The 15,974-nt window shown below is 37.1% G+C and carries 16 protein-coding genes; 9 read left to right on the top strand and 7 right to left on the bottom strand.

Annotated elements, in window-relative coordinates:
• Nucleotides 1-68: 68 nt before the first annotated feature.
• Both JML65_RS22645 and JML65_RS22640 read right to left on the bottom strand, forming a co-directional pair.
• The gene (locus JML65_RS22645; protein ID WP_047495453.1) at nucleotides 69-878 is read right to left on the bottom strand and encodes an enoyl-ACP reductase; all 810 of its coding nucleotides are present in this window, start codon (nucleotides 876-878) and stop codon (nucleotides 69-71) included.
• 120 nt (nucleotides 879-998) lie between these two features.
• Entirely contained in the window at nucleotides 999-1,298 is a 300-nt protein-coding gene (locus tag JML65_RS22640; RefSeq protein WP_047495450.1) for a hypothetical protein, read from the bottom strand.
• A 144-nt stretch (nucleotides 1,299-1,442) separates the two neighbouring features.
• Between JML65_RS22640 and JML65_RS22635 the strand changes: the two genes are divergently transcribed.
• The gene (locus JML65_RS22635; protein WP_202272352.1) at nucleotides 1,443-2,000 is read left to right on the top strand and encodes a DNA-3-methyladenine glycosylase I; all 558 of its coding nucleotides are present in this window, start codon (nucleotides 1,443-1,445) and stop codon (nucleotides 1,998-2,000) included.
• A 256-nt stretch (nucleotides 2,001-2,256) separates the two neighbouring features.
• A complete protein-coding gene (locus JML65_RS22630; RefSeq protein ID WP_202272350.1) occupies nucleotides 2,257-3,534 on the top strand; it encodes a hypothetical protein in 1,278 nt (425 codons plus the stop codon).
• Nucleotides 3,535-3,621: 87 nt separating this feature from the next.
• Here JML65_RS22630 and JML65_RS22625 read toward each other — a convergent pair whose 3' ends face one another.
• Nucleotides 3,622-4,368, bottom strand: coding sequence for a DUF3667 domain-containing protein (locus JML65_RS22625; RefSeq protein ID WP_202272348.1), 747 nt, complete (start codon nucleotides 4,366-4,368; stop codon nucleotides 3,622-3,624).
• A 12-nt stretch (nucleotides 4,369-4,380) separates the two neighbouring features.
• Nucleotides 4,381-4,629 carry a hypothetical protein gene (locus JML65_RS22620; RefSeq protein ID WP_202272346.1) on the bottom strand — a complete coding sequence of 83 codons (249 nt, stop codon included), beginning with the start codon at nucleotides 4,627-4,629 and terminating at the stop codon, nucleotides 4,381-4,383.
• 223 nt (nucleotides 4,630-4,852) lie between these two features.
• Between JML65_RS22620 and JML65_RS22615 the strand changes: the two genes are divergently transcribed.
• Both JML65_RS22615 and JML65_RS22610 read left to right on the top strand, forming a co-directional pair.
• Nucleotides 4,853-5,281 carry a MarR family winged helix-turn-helix transcriptional regulator gene (locus JML65_RS22615; protein ID WP_202272344.1) on the top strand — a complete coding sequence of 143 codons (429 nt, stop codon included), beginning with the start codon at nucleotides 4,853-4,855 and terminating at the stop codon, nucleotides 5,279-5,281.
• Nucleotides 5,278-6,039 carry a hypothetical protein gene (locus JML65_RS22610; protein ID WP_202272342.1) on the top strand — a complete coding sequence of 254 codons (762 nt, stop codon included), beginning with the start codon at nucleotides 5,278-5,280 and terminating at the stop codon, nucleotides 6,037-6,039. Before JML65_RS22615 ends, JML65_RS22610 begins: the two co-directional genes overlap by 4 nt.
• A gap of 90 nt (nucleotides 6,040-6,129) precedes the next feature.
• On the opposite strand, the gene budA is transcribed toward JML65_RS22610, so the two are convergent.
• The 3 genes from budA to JML65_RS22595 all read right to left on the bottom strand — a co-directional run bounded on the left by budA (nucleotide 6,130) and on the right by JML65_RS22595 (nucleotide 8,725).
• Nucleotides 6,130-6,954, bottom strand: coding sequence for an acetolactate decarboxylase (gene budA / locus JML65_RS22605; protein ID WP_237390973.1), 825 nt, complete (start codon nucleotides 6,952-6,954; stop codon nucleotides 6,130-6,132).
• Nucleotides 6,955-6,965: 11 nt separating this feature from the next.
• A complete protein-coding gene (locus JML65_RS22600) occupies nucleotides 6,966-7,748 on the bottom strand; it encodes an SDR family NAD(P)-dependent oxidoreductase (RefSeq protein ID WP_202272340.1) in 783 nt (260 codons plus the stop codon).
• A gap of 71 nt (nucleotides 7,749-7,819) precedes the next feature.
• Entirely contained in the window at nucleotides 7,820-8,725 is a 906-nt protein-coding gene (locus JML65_RS22595; protein ID WP_202272338.1) for a helix-turn-helix domain-containing protein, read from the bottom strand.
• A gap of 159 nt (nucleotides 8,726-8,884) precedes the next feature.
• Here JML65_RS22595 and kdsA point away from each other — a divergent pair, with 159 nt between their 5' ends.
• The 5 genes from kdsA to JML65_RS22570 all read left to right on the top strand — a co-directional run bounded on the left by kdsA (nucleotide 8,885) and on the right by JML65_RS22570 (nucleotide 15,958).
• Nucleotides 8,885-9,694, top strand: a complete 810-nt coding sequence (gene kdsA, locus JML65_RS22590) for a 3-deoxy-8-phosphooctulonate synthase (RefSeq protein WP_047495421.1) — start codon at nucleotides 8,885-8,887, stop codon at nucleotides 9,692-9,694.
• 44 nt (nucleotides 9,695-9,738) lie between these two features.
• On the top strand, nucleotides 9,739-11,940 hold the full coding sequence (locus JML65_RS22585) for a TonB-dependent receptor plug domain-containing protein (protein WP_084084090.1): 2,202 nt from the start codon (nucleotides 9,739-9,741) through the stop codon (nucleotides 11,938-11,940).
• A gap of 173 nt (nucleotides 11,941-12,113) precedes the next feature.
• Entirely contained in the window at nucleotides 12,114-12,494 is a 381-nt protein-coding gene (locus JML65_RS22580) for an HYC_CC_PP family protein (RefSeq protein ID WP_228450424.1), read from the top strand.
• A 116-nt stretch (nucleotides 12,495-12,610) separates the two neighbouring features.
• Complete coding sequence (locus JML65_RS22575) at nucleotides 12,611-13,084, top strand: DUF3347 domain-containing protein (protein WP_047495415.1); 474 nt, start codon at nucleotides 12,611-12,613, stop codon at nucleotides 13,082-13,084.
• 90 nt (nucleotides 13,085-13,174) lie between these two features.
• The gene (locus JML65_RS22570; RefSeq protein ID WP_202272336.1) at nucleotides 13,175-15,958 is read left to right on the top strand and encodes a multicopper oxidase domain-containing protein; all 2,784 of its coding nucleotides are present in this window, start codon (nucleotides 13,175-13,177) and stop codon (nucleotides 15,956-15,958) included.
• Nucleotides 15,959-15,974 lie beyond the last annotated feature (16 nt).

Raw genomic sequence — 15,974 nt, 5'->3', positions numbered from 1 at the left:
TTTAACGGAATCGGCGGCCTCAAAGAGGCCGCCGATTCTTATTTTATAAGTAAAAATAATATTCTTAATTATTCAACATCATACTTGCTGATTACTTTCTGAGTAACCCCTGAGCTGCTGAAACCACCATCATGGAAAAGGTTCTGCATAGTTACTTTTTGAGTAAGGTCAGAGAATAAAGTTACACAATAGTTAGCACAGTCAAGAGCTGTAGCATTTCCTAGTGGAGACATATCTTCAGCATATCCAAGGAAACCTCCGAAACCTTTTACGCCACTACCTGCCGTAGTAGGGGTAGGTGACTGAGAAACTGTGTTTACACGTACTTTTCTCGCTCCCCAGTAATTACCGAAAGTTCTTGCAATACTTTCAAGATAAGCTTTGTTATCAGACATATCATTGTAATCAGGGAAAGTTCTCTGAGCTGCAATATAAGTAAGGGCCAAAATACTTCCCCACTCATTCATACAGTCTTTCTCCCAAGCTACACGCATTACTTTATGGAAAGAAACAGCTGAAATATCCCAACCTTTTTCTAACCAGTCATAATTCATTTCAGTATAATGTTTTCCTTTTCTTACATTTACGGACATGCCTATAGAGTGAAGGATAAAATCTATTTTCCCGAATTTTGCTGTCGCAGCATCAAAAAGCTTTTCAAGGTCTTCTATAGAAGTAGCATCTGCAGCTATCACTTCAGAACCTGTTTTTTCTGCTAACCCATTAAGCTCTCCCATTCTCAAAGCGATAGGAGCGTTAGATAAGATGAATTCCGCACCTTCTTCATGACATCTTTCAGCAACTTTCCATGCGATAGATTGTTCATTAAGGGCTCCAAAAATAATCCCCTTTTTGCCTTTAAGTAAACCGTATGACATAATTTTTTAATGTTTATTGAAATACAAATGTAGCAATAATTGTGGTTATGACATAATAAAAATGGAGCCTTATCGATTTAAGACTCCATTTTATTGAAAATATTTATATGACTGAAATTATTAGTTGGTTTTCTTATTCCATTCTGCTTTTACATCCTCTGCCGCATCTTTGGTTTTTTCCCATGCCTCATCCGCTTTATCTTTTATATCTTCCCAGGCATCTGAAACATTAGCTTTTACCCTGTCTAACCAATCTTCTTGATTAGCTTCCTGATCGTTACCCCTTTTCTCATTAATATAATCTTTGGCCCTGTCTGCCAATTCATTGATTTTCCACTTGGCCTGATCTGTTGCATTTTGTAAAGAGTTCTCTACATTATTCACTGCATTTTCCGCTTTGTTATACTCTGAATTGTTCATAATATTATATTTTGTAATTTGAATTGTGTGTTAGTAAATAAACAATAACCATTCCTAAAAAGATGTGATATTGTTAAATTTTTCATAATCTTTTTTTATTTTTTCTAAAATGGGTATTAACTTTAACCTATAAATTTTTAATCTATGGAAAAAATTCGTTGTGGATGGTGCGAAAAAGATGATCTGTATAGGGCATATCATGATCAGGAATGGGGAAGGCCTGTATATGATGATAAGACTATTTTCGAATTTTTGATTCTTGAAAGCTTTCAGGCAGGACTTAGCTGGTATACTATTCTCAGCAAGAGAGAGAATTTCAGAAAGGCATTTGATCATTTTGATTATCAAAAGATGGCTTTATATTCTGATCATAAAATAGAAGAATTAATGAATGATTCCGGGATTATCAGAAACAGGCTGAAGATACTGGCTGCTGTAACCAACGCTCAGAAGTTTATGGAGGTACAAAAAGAATTCGGAAGCTTTTCTCAATATATATGGAATTTTGTAGATGGAAAACCTATAGATCATCAACCTAAGACTTTGTCGGATGTTCCTGCAACAACCGAAATTTCAGACCGTATATCTAAGGATCTGAAGAAAAGAGGATTCAAATTTATGGGATCTACCGTTGTATATGCTCATATGCAGGCCACAGGAATGGTCAATGATCATATTGAAAGTTGTTTCATTAGATTGTGATTAATTTTGGTTAAATCATTTTTATAAGGTTATTTTTAAGAATAATTTAAATAGGTTTTGGTATATTTATAGTAGAGTTATTGCTAGGGGATATCAGTGGTTTTTGTTTAAAGCATTGATATATAAATAATTTTCATTCAAGTGTGAGTAAAGTTTAATTTAATCACTTTTGTGTGTGTTTAATTATGTTATTTTTAATAAAATTGTTGATTTATTAAAATATTTGTATCTTTGCGCCTCCAAAAAAAACATGGTAATGCAGGAAAATTCTAAATTTCAACTCAGTCTTCTTTTTTTATTATTTGCTGGTTTTACATTCGCACAAGTAGGGATAGGTACGCCTGATCCTGACCGTTCTGCAATGCTGCAAATCAATTCAAAAGATAAAGGAGTACTGCTGCCAAGTATTAGTCTTGAATCTATAGCAGACCAAACTACTATACAGTCTCCTGCTGACGGACTTATAGTATGGAATAACGGGAAAGCAGGTTTACCGGAATCCGGATTTTATTATTGGTATGCTTCCAAATGGAACAAAATTTCAACGACAGCAGTCGGAAGTATGGTTAAAGATGATGGAAACGGCTGGAATACTACCGGTACCAATGTGGGAAACTATGGCGGAGCCAATACCAATTTATTCTTGGGAACAAAGACCATGGATGATTTGATATTTAAAGTTAATTCATTAACTGCCGGTAGACTTGGGGTTGATAATTCTGTTAGTTTTGGACAGGGAGCCAATGCCGGCCAAAACGGAATTGCTATCGGAAGTTCAAGTTCGGCATTCCAGGGAGTATCCATTGGAAGTGCTGCGTCAGTTTCAGCAAATGAGGGGCTGGCCATAGGAAATAAATCATCAGCAGGTGCATTTAAGTCTACAGCAATCGGACACAATGCCCAAACCAGTAAAAATGAATCTACAGCTATTGGAAACAACTCCTCTGCTGGAGGTTTTCAGTCATTGGCAGTAGGGTATAATGCAAAAACAAATACCAATAGTGAAACCGCTCTAGGGTATAATGCGGTTACCAATAGTGAAAATTCCACGGCTGTGGGTTCTGGAGCTAATGCTCTGGGACAATATTCAACGGCTGTAGGATATGGAGCAACCACTTCACAGGCCAATGCCATTGTTTTGGGAAATAATAATGCGAATGTAGGGATTGGCACTGTTGCTCCGAGCACTTCTGCTAAACTGGATGTAAACGGACAGTTTAAACTGGGAGAAAAGGGAAGTGTACAGAAAAATCAGATGAATTTTGAATCATGGCCGGGAGTGTCAATCAATAATCTGCCTCCGGGGAAATCTGTAACATTGGAAATACCGGTTCCTGCAGGTTTTCAGCCTGTTTCTACAAGAGCAGTTGTAGTGGTATCTCCAGCAGGAGACTTTGCCGGAAATTCATCATTTTCAATTTCAAATCCGAGAATGACCTCAACTTCCAGTGTTACCATTAATCTTACCAATATTTCCGGAAATGCAAATAGCTTGTACTCGGGACATTTTTACGTCATGATTAATGAGTTTTAATTTGAATAATAAAGTTTTTATTATATGTGATATGGTGTTAAGGGCTTCCAATTTGGAAGCCCTTTTTCTATAATAGGGTTTTATAGTTTAATGTAATGCCGCAGCAATAGCACCCGATAAATATCCAATAACCATTACAAAGAGCATAAAAGTAAAGGGAATCATAAGACTCCTGAAAAGTATGGATACTCTGGAATATCCCGATTGAGAAAAGAATTGGAAATAAAACCAGGTTCCATAAGTTAGGCTGACAAGATAAGTCGCTAACAAATACAGATAAGTAAGAGTCTTGCTGTTATCAAAAAATAAAGTAATTAAAGTAAATACCATGCCTGCAATCATTTCAGCGGCCATTTTATAACAATTGAGAACAAGATGTTCAGAATAGTTAAAAGAGGCCTTCCGAAACCAGATATAACTGAAAAAAGAAGTGATAGGTATGGTGATGAGCATTACTATTTTAGGGTAGGCAGACGTAAATTTCTGAAAAGAGTTCATGGTAGATTTACTCGATTCCGGAACCAGATCTCCAAAATTGATATGAGAATAATGTGAAATGAGTGCAGAGAACGTGATCGCAAGTACTAAGAGTGTTATAAAACTAAAATAATTAACTCTTTTTCCCTGAATATATTCTCTTACGCTATGACCAGGCCTGGTAAATAATTCTTTTACTGTAAACAAAAGCCCTTTATCCACATGCCAGACGCCATGGATAAAATCATGCTCTATAAAATGTTTAAGAGAATATCTATGGGTACTGGTTTTTTGTCCACAGCTGCCGCAATACACTGTAGTGACGGCCTGACTACAGTTTAAACATGTATTCTGCATTTCGTAAAGTTTTTAATTGGATTTACGGGATCTGATTTCTTTGCGTACCTCTCTATAATTATTCCATATGATCAGATACATTGGAATGAAAAATATAGAAAGGAGGCTGATGACGCTGAATCCATTTTTGATCGTGGCATAGATGGAAGCCCCAATCATAAATCCAATAATAATACAGTATGAAATAAAAATGGCTGAACGTTTTTTGTCTTCTTTGGTGAGTTCGTCAATAGACAGACCGGATAGCTTAGTGTTTTTCATGCTTAATCTTAGTTTTTAAAGGTTTATTCATTGCGAATTTAATAAAAAAACAAAGGTGTAAATGAGAAGCATACAATAAAATAAACAAAAGGCAGTAATTTTACACTAAAGTGTAGTAGTATTTCGTGACAGATTACTATTTCTATCCCATATTCAAAAAATTTGTACACAAAAATATTGTGCACAAAATAATTATATTACTTTTGTTGCTTAATAAAAAATTATGATGGCTCTTTCCGAACATATATGTTTTAAAACATATGCTCTTTCAAGATATATCACAGGAATGTACAAACCTTATCTGGATGAAATTTCACTGACGTATCCTCAATATCTGGTTCTGGTTGTTCTATGGGAGAATGGAGGGATGAATATCGGTAAAATAGGAGAACATCTTCATCTGGATAACGGAACTCTGACTCCTTTATTGAAACGAATGGAAACCCATGAACTTTTAACGAGAACCAGAAGCACAGAGGACGAAAGGGTAGTGCTTATACACCTTACAGAAAAAGGAAAGGCGCTTCAGGAAAAGGCAAAACATATTCCGGAAGCGGTTCAGCAGTGCATCCATATCAATGAAGAAACAAAAACTTTTTTAACGGCTGTCCTGGATGAAATGCTTTCTTCTCAAAAAAAATCAGACTTATGAAAAAGATTGGAATTATAGGCTACGGATGGTTGGGAGAAAGAATTGCAACAGCTATGTCTGATCGATATACAATATGTGCCACCACCACTACACAGGATAAAGCAGATGAACTGAATGCTAAAGGATTTTGTGCAAAGGTTGCTCATTTTATGGATTATCAGCTGACAGAGCCCTACCCGCAATGGGAAGAAATTTATAATATGGATGCTTTGATTATTACAATTCCGGTTTCAGAGAAAAGCTGCTGTGTAAGTTCATTATACAACAGAATTAAGAATTTGTCATTATTTATCGGCGATTTCAAAGGACAGTTGTTTTTGATGAGCTCTACGGGTGTTTATCCGGATATTTCAAAAGACTTAACCGAAGAAGATGTACCTGTAGAAAAGGTTTCGGGAGAACGATTGGTCAGAAATACATATCCACAGGTGAATATTTTAAGATTGGGAGGTCTGATGGGAGATCACAGGCTTCTTAAAAACTATACTGTGACCAATGCGGATGCTGCAGTCAACCATATTCATTATACTGATATTGTCAGGGTGATTTCAGAAATGGTAGAAAAGGGATCAAAAGGAAAGCTTTATAATGTGACGGCTCCGATGCATCCGTCAAAAAACCAGGTAATTCATGCTCAGAAGGATTTACCGGATATTGAAGCTGATGAAGTAAAGGGAAAGAAAATCCTGTCTTCAAAGTTAACTTCGGAACTCGACTTTGTTTTCCGTTATCCGGATCCAAGATATTTTCATTTATAATTGTTTGGCAGTAAAAAAGTAAAATGGTTTCATAGGGATCATTGAGATGCATATGAAACCATTGATATTTATACCAATTCTATAAGCAAGTTATTTTCCTTGTTCTACCCGTTGTAAAGCTTCATTGTTTTTTGTAGTGAACTGAAAGTTTTGAAAATCCTTATTTTGGGGGAGCTCCAGCTCAAAACTGTTCAAATTTGCAAGCTCAATTTTTAGATTTTCACCTACAAAATCGAGAACATGTCCCCCTTGTTTTTTATCGGCAGAAAGAAAATGAAAGTGAAAGTCTTTTACATTGATGCCATTGAGATATTCCGGAATATAATACCCCACCAGCACCCCTTCTGTATTTGAAAAATCAAAAGTTTTCTGTGTATGAAAGATAGAGGTTAATACAGGAAACGGTTCCTCTTTGACAGGTGGGAAAGCTCTTGTTTTGACCATTCTGAATCTTCCGGTTATTTTAATAGCATATATTGAATTTTTATTGGGAAGATTCGCGCTTATCAACTGAAAAACGGCTTCTTTGTCTGCTTCCTTTTTCATAGAGAACCCCTTGTCTGGTCTGAAGAAGGTAACAAAGGATAAAGAGGTTTTAAATTGATCTCCAGCCTCAATAGTAATCCCTGTCGCCTTGGTTTGGTATACTTTTCCGTTTAATATCGTGAGTTCTCCATCCAGCATGTCAGGGGCTCCCAATCCAAAATCACCTTTTGACTTTAAATCTTTTAAAGGTAATGTTCCTTTATAAAGTCCCCCAACAAATGCATCTGCTATTCCATATTGGTAAAGCCTGTTGTATAATGTTATTTTTTTTGTAGTGTCTGTTGTCATATTCTTTGAAATTGGAAAGTCATTCATTGTATCCTGTGGATATCCCAGCATATAAAAAAATAAAAAGCATAATTTTTTCATTTTTAAATAGATTATCGTTGTCCTCCAATAGCCAATCCTCCGTCTATCAGCATGCTTTCACCTGTAATAAATGATGAAGCAGAGCTGCTTAACCATAGAACGAGCTCAGCAACTTCTTCAGGAGCAGCAAAACGTCCGATGGGTGCATGTTTCTTAAAAGGCTCTATGGCCTCTTCGGCATTTTCTTTAGGAAAAAACCTGTCAAACATAGGAGTACGGATATAGCCAGGCTGGATGTTATTGATGCGAATGTTTTCAGAAGCGGTTTCCACAGCTAAAGCTCTGACCAATCCGTCCAAAGCTGCTTTGCTGGCTGAATAGACTCCCGAACCTACAGATGCTCCCCGGGCCAGCCACGAAGAGGTATTGACAATGACTCCGCCTGTTCCTTGTTTCTTAAATTGTGTGATTTCATATTTACAGGCAAGCCAGACTCCTTTTGTGTTTATATTCATTACCCTGTCGAATTCTTCTTCAGGAGTTTCGTCAATCTTCAAAAACTGACCTTCAATTCCGGCGTTGTTAAATGCAATACCCAACTTTCCAAAATGTTTCACTGTTTCATTAATAAGATGCTGGATTTCATTGCTCTTTGAGACGTCTGTCTGGATGAAACGGACCTCGGGACTTATGATCTGTAATGTTTTTATCGCTGCATTACCTTGTTCAGATCTGCGCCCTGCAATTACCACTTTGGCCCCGTTTTTCAGGAACAATGTTGCGGAAGCCAGTCCGATACCCGTAGTACCTCCGGTGATAAGAACTACTTTTCCTTTTAAAGTTTGTTGTGTCATTATTTCTCAATTTAGATAAGACGAAGTTCGGCTCTGTGGGAGAAAAATAATTATGCGAAACAAACTAAAAATTATGAAATGGAAAGAACTCTTTTTCTGAACCGATTAGGAGATTCGCCCGTCTTTTTTTTAAAGAATATGATGAAATTTGAAGAATGTTCAAATCCGAGGCAGTAAGCAATTTCACTGATATCCCAATTGCTGAAGTGTAAAAGAGACTTGGCTTCCTTTGTGATACGTTCGGAAATCCATTCTGTAGTAGTTTTGCCTGTAGTTTCCTTTAATATCTTGTTCAGATGATTAGTATGTACATTCAGCTGAGAGGCAAATTCATTGGCATTTTTTAATGAGAGTACTTTATCGGGTGAATTGATGAAAAATTGGTTTTCCAGGAGTTCAAAAAATAAAGTATGAATACGCTCTGAAGCATTCAGGTGTTTGTGAAATGTTGGGGGAGGTTGCATTTTCATCACCTCGTGCATGATGATCTGGACATAGCTCCTCAGAAGCTCATACTTGTGGTGATAGTCTGACTGTACTTCTTTAAGCATATTTTCATAAACCGTCTTTAAGAACTCAATACTGTCGGCAGTAGGAAAAAATATGTGATCGCCTCCAGCTTTGAACAAGACTGATTTTGAAAGGCTCTCATTCTTTAGTGAAGGGTTGACAAAGTCTTCTGTGAAAAGACAGAAATAACCGTTTTGTACTGCAGAAGTAGGTTCCCATGAATAAGGGATAAGTGGATTGAGAAAAACAACGCAGGGCCTGTCAATTTTGATAAACCGGTCTGCATAGCTTAATATTCCGGTTCCGCCTGAAATCATTGAAATTTTATAAAAATCTCTTCGATAGACGGTTTCCAGATGCGCACTGCATTCAAAACTTTCCCTACGGTACACATTGAACGGGCTTATATTGCTAGCCCCTTTTCCATGCAAAGCATAGAATTCTGTCAAAGTTTCTTTTGCTTTCATTACATAAAGATATAAAATTTTACTTCGCTGGTGTATAGATTATGAGACCGTTAATTATAATTTAAGAGAATCTGTAACTGAGAAATCATGAAAGTCCCAAATAATTTCCAGTTCTGAAACTTTCTCAGTATTTTTACTGAACTTTTTAATTACAACAAAATGATTCAGTATTTAGATAATATCCAACACAAAGATTCAAAAAACTTTTTTCTTATTGCCGGACCTTGTATTATTGAAGGTGAAGATATGGCCTTAAGAATTGCAGAAAAAGTAATAGAGATCACAGACAAGTATAATATACCCTATATTTTCAAAGGAAGTTTTAAAAAAGCAAACAGAAGCCGTGTAGATTCTTTTACCTCTATTGGAGAAGAAAAATCTCTTGAAATCCTTAAAAAAGTAGGTGAAACATTCAATATTCCTACGACAACGGATATTCACGAAAATGAGCATGCCGCGTTGGCAGCACAGTATGTGGATGTTTTACAGATTCCTGCATTTTTGGTACGTCAGACAGATCTTTTGGTGGCAGCCGCAAAAACCGGGAAATGTGTTACCCTGAAAAAAGGACAGTTTCTGTCTCCGGAAGCCATGAAATTTGCCGTTCAGAAGATTACAGATTCTGATAATCAGAAAGTAGCGATCATTGAAAGAGGAAACTCTTTCGGATACACAGATCTGATTGTAGATTACAGAGGTATTCCTACAATGAGAGAATATGCGCCGGTCATTCTAGACGTTACCCATTCATTACAACAGCCTAACCAGAGCTCGGGAGTGACAGGAGGAAGACCTGACCTTATTGAAACAGTAGCTAAAGCCGGAATCGCTGTAGGAGCAGATGGACTTTTCATAGAAACACATCCTACACCTGAAACAGCATTGTCTGATGGGGCCAATATGTTAAGACTGGATTTATTAGAAGATTTACTGCAAAAATTAACAAGAATTAGAGAATCAATTTTGTAATTGTTAAAAAAACATTAATTTTAGAAATTCTTAAAATATTTCTTTTGAAAAAACTAGTTTTACCGTTAAGCCTTATAGTTCCCGTACTGATTTTCTCCCAACACAGAAAAAAGGATACGGTGACTAAAGTAACCGATATTGAGGAAGTTGTATTCCAGAAAAAAACAACAGGAAGAACAAACGATCTTACCAATGTAAAAATTTCAGCCAAAGAAGCTAAAGCAGTAGCTTCTATAAGCGGAGGAATTGAAGGGCTACTTAAAACCCTTCCTTCCGTAAACTCAAATACTGAGCTTTCTTCCCAATATATGGTGCGTGGTGGAAACTATGATGAAAACCTTATCTACATCAATGATATTGAGATTTACAGACCTTTTCTTGTGAGAAACTCTCAACAGGAAGGGATGAGTATCATTAATCCGGATATGGTTTCTACGGTCAACTTCTCTGCAGGAGGATTTGAACCTAAATATGGAGATAAAATGTCTTCTGCATTAAATATTTATTACCGTGAGCCTGAAAAGTTTGAGCTTTCCGGGGAGGCAAGTTTAATTGGAGGAAGGCTTACCACAGGACTTGCTTCAAAAAATAAAAAACTTACGGCTTTATTTTCAGGAAGATACAGAAATACCAATCTTGTTTTAAATACACTGAATGAAGATACAGACTTTAACCCTACGTATTGGGATTTTCAGTCTTATATCAATTATCATGTGAATGATAAATTTTCTATGTCATTCATCGGCTATTATTCCAAGAATGATTATGAAATGGTTCCCAAAGCAAAAGATGTTACTTTTGGGACGCTTCAGCAGCCTATCAATGTATATATCAATTATTACGGGCAGGAAAAGGACCAGTATAAAAATATGATGGGAACTTTTTCCATGAATTATAAACCATCCGATAAATGGAGACTGACATTGGATAGTTTTGCGTACCAAAACAGGGAAAAGGAATATTATTCTATACAGTCAGGCTACAAGCTGCAGACTTTTGATCCTATTACAAAAGATCCGCTTCCCAGCTTTGATGCAGGGGCACAGATAGATCATGCCAGAAATGATCTTTTTGTAAGGACATACGGAACGCAGTTCAGAGCCCGTTTTTCCCCTAATAGCAATACAGATATAGAAGTTGGATTCAAATATGAAAAAGAGAATTTAAAAGATCTTACCAACGAATGGAAACTTGTAGATTCGGCAGGGTATAGCCTTCCGAGACCTATTGTAGATCCACGAGGAGGGACCGGGGATCTTAAGCTGGCGTATTATATTGCAGGAGCCAACAATATTGAGCCCACAAGATTATCTGCTTATGCACAGTATTCTCAAAAATTTTATTGGGGTGCCAGTAAGGTGTTTATCAATGCCGGAGCAAGGGTAGCAAACTGGAGCTTTAATAAAGAAACAATATTCTCACCAAGATTCCAGTTTGCCATAAAACCGGACTGGGAATCTGATATGTTATTTAAAGTTTCGGGAGGTATTTATTATCAGGCTCCTTTCTATAAGGAGATCAAAGACCTTGATGGGAATTTCAACAGCAATATAAAGTCTCAGCGTTCGATACAGTTAATTCTTGCTAACGACTATGAATTCCAGATGTATGACCGACCGTTTAAGCTTACTACAGAGCTCTATTATAAAAAAATGGATAACCTGATTCCTTATTATATGGATAATGTAAGAATCCGTTATTCAGGGCAGAATAATGCTACCGGATATGCTTATGGTATAGATACCAGATTATTTGGAGAATTTGTTCCCGGAGTAGACTCATGGCTGTCTGCGAGTTATGCAAGGGTATTTGAGAATATAGACGGGCAGGGGAATATCCCAAGACCTACAGACCAGCGTTTCAGATTTGCGATGTTCTACCAGGATTATATGCCGAGATTCCCTTCAATGCGTGTTAACCTTACATTGGTTTACGCTATGGGACTTCCGAATGGGGCACCTGTTTTCACAAATCCGTATCAGTATCAAAGTACATTGCCCGCCTATAAAAGAGTGGATCTTGGGTTGTCAAAAGTTTTTATTGATCCAAAGGATAAAAAGAAAAGATATGGATTCTGGGGGAACTTCGAGGAGCTAACACTGGGGGTTCAGGTTTTCAATGCATTCAATATAAACAATACGGTCGCTAATCAGTGGATAACAGATTACAACTCTAATGTTATGTATCCGGTTCCGGTACGTCTTACCGGGCGGTTCTTTAATGTTAAGTTAGAGTTTAAACTATAGAACTTAGAAGTCAGCCGTATTTTTGTAGATATACTCAATCCGCATGAAATACTAAAAAATATTAAAAGCTCCGGAAAATATTCCGGAGCTTTTTTAATAAACCAGAATTTTGTAACAACAATACCGAATTTTATAACAATGGTTTCACAGATATTTTTAACTTTGTCCTACCAATGAAAAAGATTCTTGCCATATTGTTCTCTATTTTCTACTTTGGATTTTCTTCCGGAGCAGCATTTAGCGTTCATTTTTGTATGAAGGAATTTGTTTCTGTAAGCCAGAAAACAAGTGACATCTGCGGAAAATGTGGTGTTAAAGAGAAAAAAGGATGTTGTAAAACAGAAATCAAAGTTGTAAAAGTTGATGATTCTCAAAAATCAGATTTGATTAATATTGACTTTTTAGGCCAGATTTCTGAAATCCCTGTCACACACCAGTTTTTCTTTGCAGACAAATCTTTTTCAGCTTCAAAATTCACTCAAATTCAGATCAATGGGCCTCCGGAATACAGACCGGTTCCTATTTACATTCATCATTGTAATTTTAGAATTTAGAATAAGTCCGTCGTTTTCGGTATGATGATCATATCGTTACAGACGACACGCTCTGACGCATTTTCTGATGTGTCCTTAATATCCTTTATTAAAAATTAATTCTAAAATTTAAAACAATGAAAAAATATATCATTACAGCAGCCCTATCTTTATTCTCAGTACTTTCACTTTCTGCACAGTCTAAAAAAGACGCTCAGGTGTCAAAACTATATCAGAACTATATTGCCATCAAATCGGCACTGGCTTCAGATGATGCAGATAAAACCTCAAAAGCGGCTTCAGAGTTCATTAAAACAGCTTCAGCTGTAGATTATAAAGTAGTGTCTGAAGGAAATCTTAATATCCTTAGAAAAGATGCTTCTGCGATCTCTGAGGCAAGAAGTGTTACAGCACAAAGAGAAACTTTCCTGAACCTTTCAGACAATATGATTGCGCTGACAAAAGACTTCAAGCTTTCAGAAAAACCGGTGTATGTACAATATTGCCCAATGGCTGACGGAAGCTGGTTGAGTGATGAGAAACAGATTGTGAATCCCTACTATGGTAAAGCTATGCTTTCTTGCGGAAGTGTAAAGTCAGAAATTAAATAATATAGTGTATTTATTTTTAAAATAATAAGTTGCATATCTTAAATTATAATTGACTTTAAGGTATGCAACTTCTAAAAAGTTCGGAATATTATGAAAAAACTAATCATATTTCTGTTGCTTTTGTTTTCTGTCTTTACTTTTGCACAAACAACCAAAACCTATTATACCTGTCCGATGCATCCGGAAGTGGTCTCTTCAAAACCTGGAGACTGTCCGAAATGCAAAATGACTTTGGTAAAGAAAACGGTTGTCGTAAAACCTAAAGTCGTAGCAAAACCACAGGAAAAATCAATACCCAAAGTAGTGGCAAAATCTCAACCGGTAGAAGCTAAAATAAATAAGCCAAAGGTTGATATCAAAAAAGTAACTAAGGCGAATGAAGTTCAAAAAGTGAACGTGATAAAGCCTGATGTAAAGGCTGCAACACAAAATCAAATCGTATCCAAGCCACAATCTCAGCAACAGTCTGTTTTCACTTGTCCGATGCATCCTGAAGTTATTTCAGAGAAGCCGGGGAAATGTCCAAAATGCGGAATGGAGCTGGTGGAAAAAGAGGAGCATCAACCCATTGCTTCAGAAAATCCAAAAGATGAAAGTTCTGTTTTAAAAAGAAATTCTGAAAATGGCAGACTTAGCTTTGGAGGAAAAACAGTTCGTTATGATTTATACGTAAAAGATACAATCGTCAATTTTACCGGAAAAAACCGAAGAGCTATTGCGATCAACGGAAAACTTCAGGCTCCGACATTGTATTTTACTGAAGGGGATACTGCAGAAATCTATCTCCATAATATGCTTAAGGAAAATACAGGGCTCCACTGGCATGGTGTCATTTTACCCAATGAACATGATGGTGTTCCATACCTTACCACAAAGCCTGTAAAACCTGGGGAAACCCATCTGTACAAATTCAGGGTTTCGCAAAATGGAACCTATTGGTACCATTCCCATGAAGCACTTCAGGAGCAGATAGGAATGAATGGGATTCTGGTGTTTAACAAGAGAGAAGGAGAGCCTAAGACAGAATATAATGCCGAAATACCCGTATTGTTGGGAGATTGGAGTGATGATGATCCTATGCAGATTGCTAGAAGACTTCATATGGCAAATACAGACTGGTATGCCGTAAAGAAAAATGCTGTTCAGAGTTATTGGGAAGCTATCAAATCCGGAAATTTTGGAACAAAAGCCCTGAATGAATGGAAAAGGATGGAAGCGATGGATGTGAGTGATGTGTATTATGATAAATTCCTGATTAACGGTAGTCCCAGCTCAGAGTATTCCCATCTAAAAGCAGGAGATAAAGTAAGATTAAGAGTTGCCAATGGTGGTTCATCCACTTATTTCTGGCTGAATTACGGAGGTGGAAAGATAAAAGTAGTAGGAAATGACGGTAATGACGTAGTTCCTGTAGAAGTAGACCGTTTGATTGTCGGAGTTTCGGAAACCTATGATATTGAAGTCACCATCCCCGAAAATAAAAGCTTTGAGTTCAGGGCCACTTCAGAAGACAGGATAGGGCATGCTTCCCTTTGGCTGGGTTCAGGTGCAAAAACAGAAGCTCCCAATTTACCAAGATTAATGCTTTTTGAAGGGATGAAAATGATGAACGGGATGATGGAAATGAGCGGAAATATGAAGCCGATGAATATGACGATGGGAAATCAAATGATGGACATGAATGAAGTGATGTATCCGGAATTATCTGAAAACCAAAGGAAAACGACCATGAAGCATATGAATGAGATGATGGGCGTAAAAACGAAGGAAGAGGAGAAAAAAGAAGATCATTCTCAGCATGCTGGAATGGATATGAAGGAAGAAAAGACCATCAAAAGACTGTCTTACAATATGCTGAAGTCTCCCGAAAAAACAATTCTTCCGGCAGACAGTGTTCGTGAAATGAAGTTTACCCTGGAAGGGAATATGAACCATTATCTGTGGACTTTAGACAATAAAACAGTCACAGAAACAGATAAGATTATGATTAAAAAAGGAGAAATCCTTAGAATCAAACTCTATAATAACTCTATGATGCGACATCCTATGCACCTTCATGGTCATGACTTCAGGCTGATCAATTCAAAAGGGGAATACTCTCCACTGAAAAATGTGGTGGATATCATGCCGATGGAAACGACCACTATTGAGTTTGCAGCCAATCAGGATGGCGACTGGTTTTTCCACTGTCATATCCTGTATCATATGATGGCCGGGATGGGAAGAATATTCAGTTATGAAAATTCAAAACCAAACCCACAGCTGCCTAATAGAAAACTAGCCTGGAAGAACTTCCTGCAGGACAATAAAATGATCAGCTCTATGGCTATGCTGGATGTTGCCAGCAATAAAATGCATGCAGAAACAATGACGATGTTCGGACCAAGATGGGCTAATCTCAATGAGTTTCATTCCAATTGGAATTTTGATCATTTTGAAGGGAATGTAAAAGTAGGAAGGTTCCTAGGAAAGTTCCAATGGGCACTTCCATATGCGGGAGTGAGAATCCAGAAGAACCACGAGATCATGGAAAGACAGATGGCAGAGGATATGGGAATGGATTTTCATGGTAAGAAATCCTGGTTTGGCCAACAGAAGGCTTCAAAAAGTAAATATGCTTTCATTGTCGGGATGCAATATGTATTACCGATGTTGATTACAGCAGATGCAAGTGTTGACCACAATGGAAAAGTATTATTGGAGCTGAGTAGGGAAGACATCCCGCTGTCCAGAAGATTAAGAGGTAATTTCAGTGTTAATTCCGATGGAGAATTCTCAACAGGAATAAGATACATTGTACAAAAGTGGTTATCTCTTTCCGGAAATTATGATAATGAAATGGGCTGGGGAGCCGGTCTTACTTTTACCTATTAATCTTTTAATCAGACAA

The organism is Chryseobacterium sp. KMC2, from assembly GCF_016756935.1.
Classification (GTDB): Bacteria; Bacteroidota; Bacteroidia; order Flavobacteriales; family Weeksellaceae; genus Chryseobacterium; species Chryseobacterium rhizosphaerae.
The sequence above is the reverse complement of the archived record's forward strand: the minus strand, read 5'-3'. Positions and strand labels throughout refer to the sequence as shown.

What these genes read in the sequence shown, in the direction of transcription:
- JML65_RS22645 (WP_047495453.1), bottom strand. Translation starts at nt 878, where the DNA reads ATGTCATACGGTTTACTTAAAGGCAAAAAGGGGATTATTTTTGGAGCC.
- JML65_RS22640 (WP_047495450.1), bottom strand. Translation starts at nt 1,298, where the DNA reads ATGAACAATTCAGAGTATAACAAAGCGGAAAATGCAGTGAATAATGTA.
- JML65_RS22635 (WP_202272352.1), top strand. Translation starts at nt 1,443, where the DNA reads ATGGAAAAAATTCGTTGTGGATGGTGCGAAAAAGATGATCTGTATAGG.
- JML65_RS22630 (WP_202272350.1), top strand. Translation starts at nt 2,257, where the DNA reads ATGCAGGAAAATTCTAAATTTCAACTCAGTCTTCTTTTTTTATTATTT.
- JML65_RS22625 (WP_202272348.1), bottom strand. Translation starts at nt 4,368, where the DNA reads ATGCAGAATACATGTTTAAACTGTAGTCAGGCCGTCACTACAGTGTAT.
- JML65_RS22620 (WP_202272346.1), bottom strand. Translation starts at nt 4,629, where the DNA reads ATGAAAAACACTAAGCTATCCGGTCTGTCTATTGACGAACTCACCAAA.
- JML65_RS22615 (WP_202272344.1), top strand. Translation starts at nt 4,853, where the DNA reads ATGATGGCTCTTTCCGAACATATATGTTTTAAAACATATGCTCTTTCA.
- JML65_RS22610 (WP_202272342.1), top strand. Translation starts at nt 5,278, where the DNA reads ATGAAAAAGATTGGAATTATAGGCTACGGATGGTTGGGAGAAAGAATT.
- budA (WP_237390973.1), bottom strand. Translation starts at nt 6,954, where the DNA reads ATGAAAAAATTATGCTTTTTATTTTTTTATATGCTGGGATATCCACAG.
- JML65_RS22600 (WP_202272340.1), bottom strand. Translation starts at nt 7,748, where the DNA reads ATGACACAACAAACTTTAAAAGGAAAAGTAGTTCTTATCACCGGAGGT.
- JML65_RS22595 (WP_202272338.1), bottom strand. Translation starts at nt 8,725, where the DNA reads ATGAAAGCAAAAGAAACTTTGACAGAATTCTATGCTTTGCATGGAAAA.
- kdsA (WP_047495421.1), top strand. Translation starts at nt 8,885, where the DNA reads ATGATTCAGTATTTAGATAATATCCAACACAAAGATTCAAAAAACTTT.
- JML65_RS22580 (WP_228450424.1), top strand. Translation starts at nt 12,114, where the DNA reads ATGAAAAAGATTCTTGCCATATTGTTCTCTATTTTCTACTTTGGATTT.
- JML65_RS22575 (WP_047495415.1), top strand. Translation starts at nt 12,611, where the DNA reads ATGAAAAAATATATCATTACAGCAGCCCTATCTTTATTCTCAGTACTT.
- JML65_RS22570 (WP_202272336.1), top strand. Translation starts at nt 13,175, where the DNA reads ATGAAAAAACTAATCATATTTCTGTTGCTTTTGTTTTCTGTCTTTACT.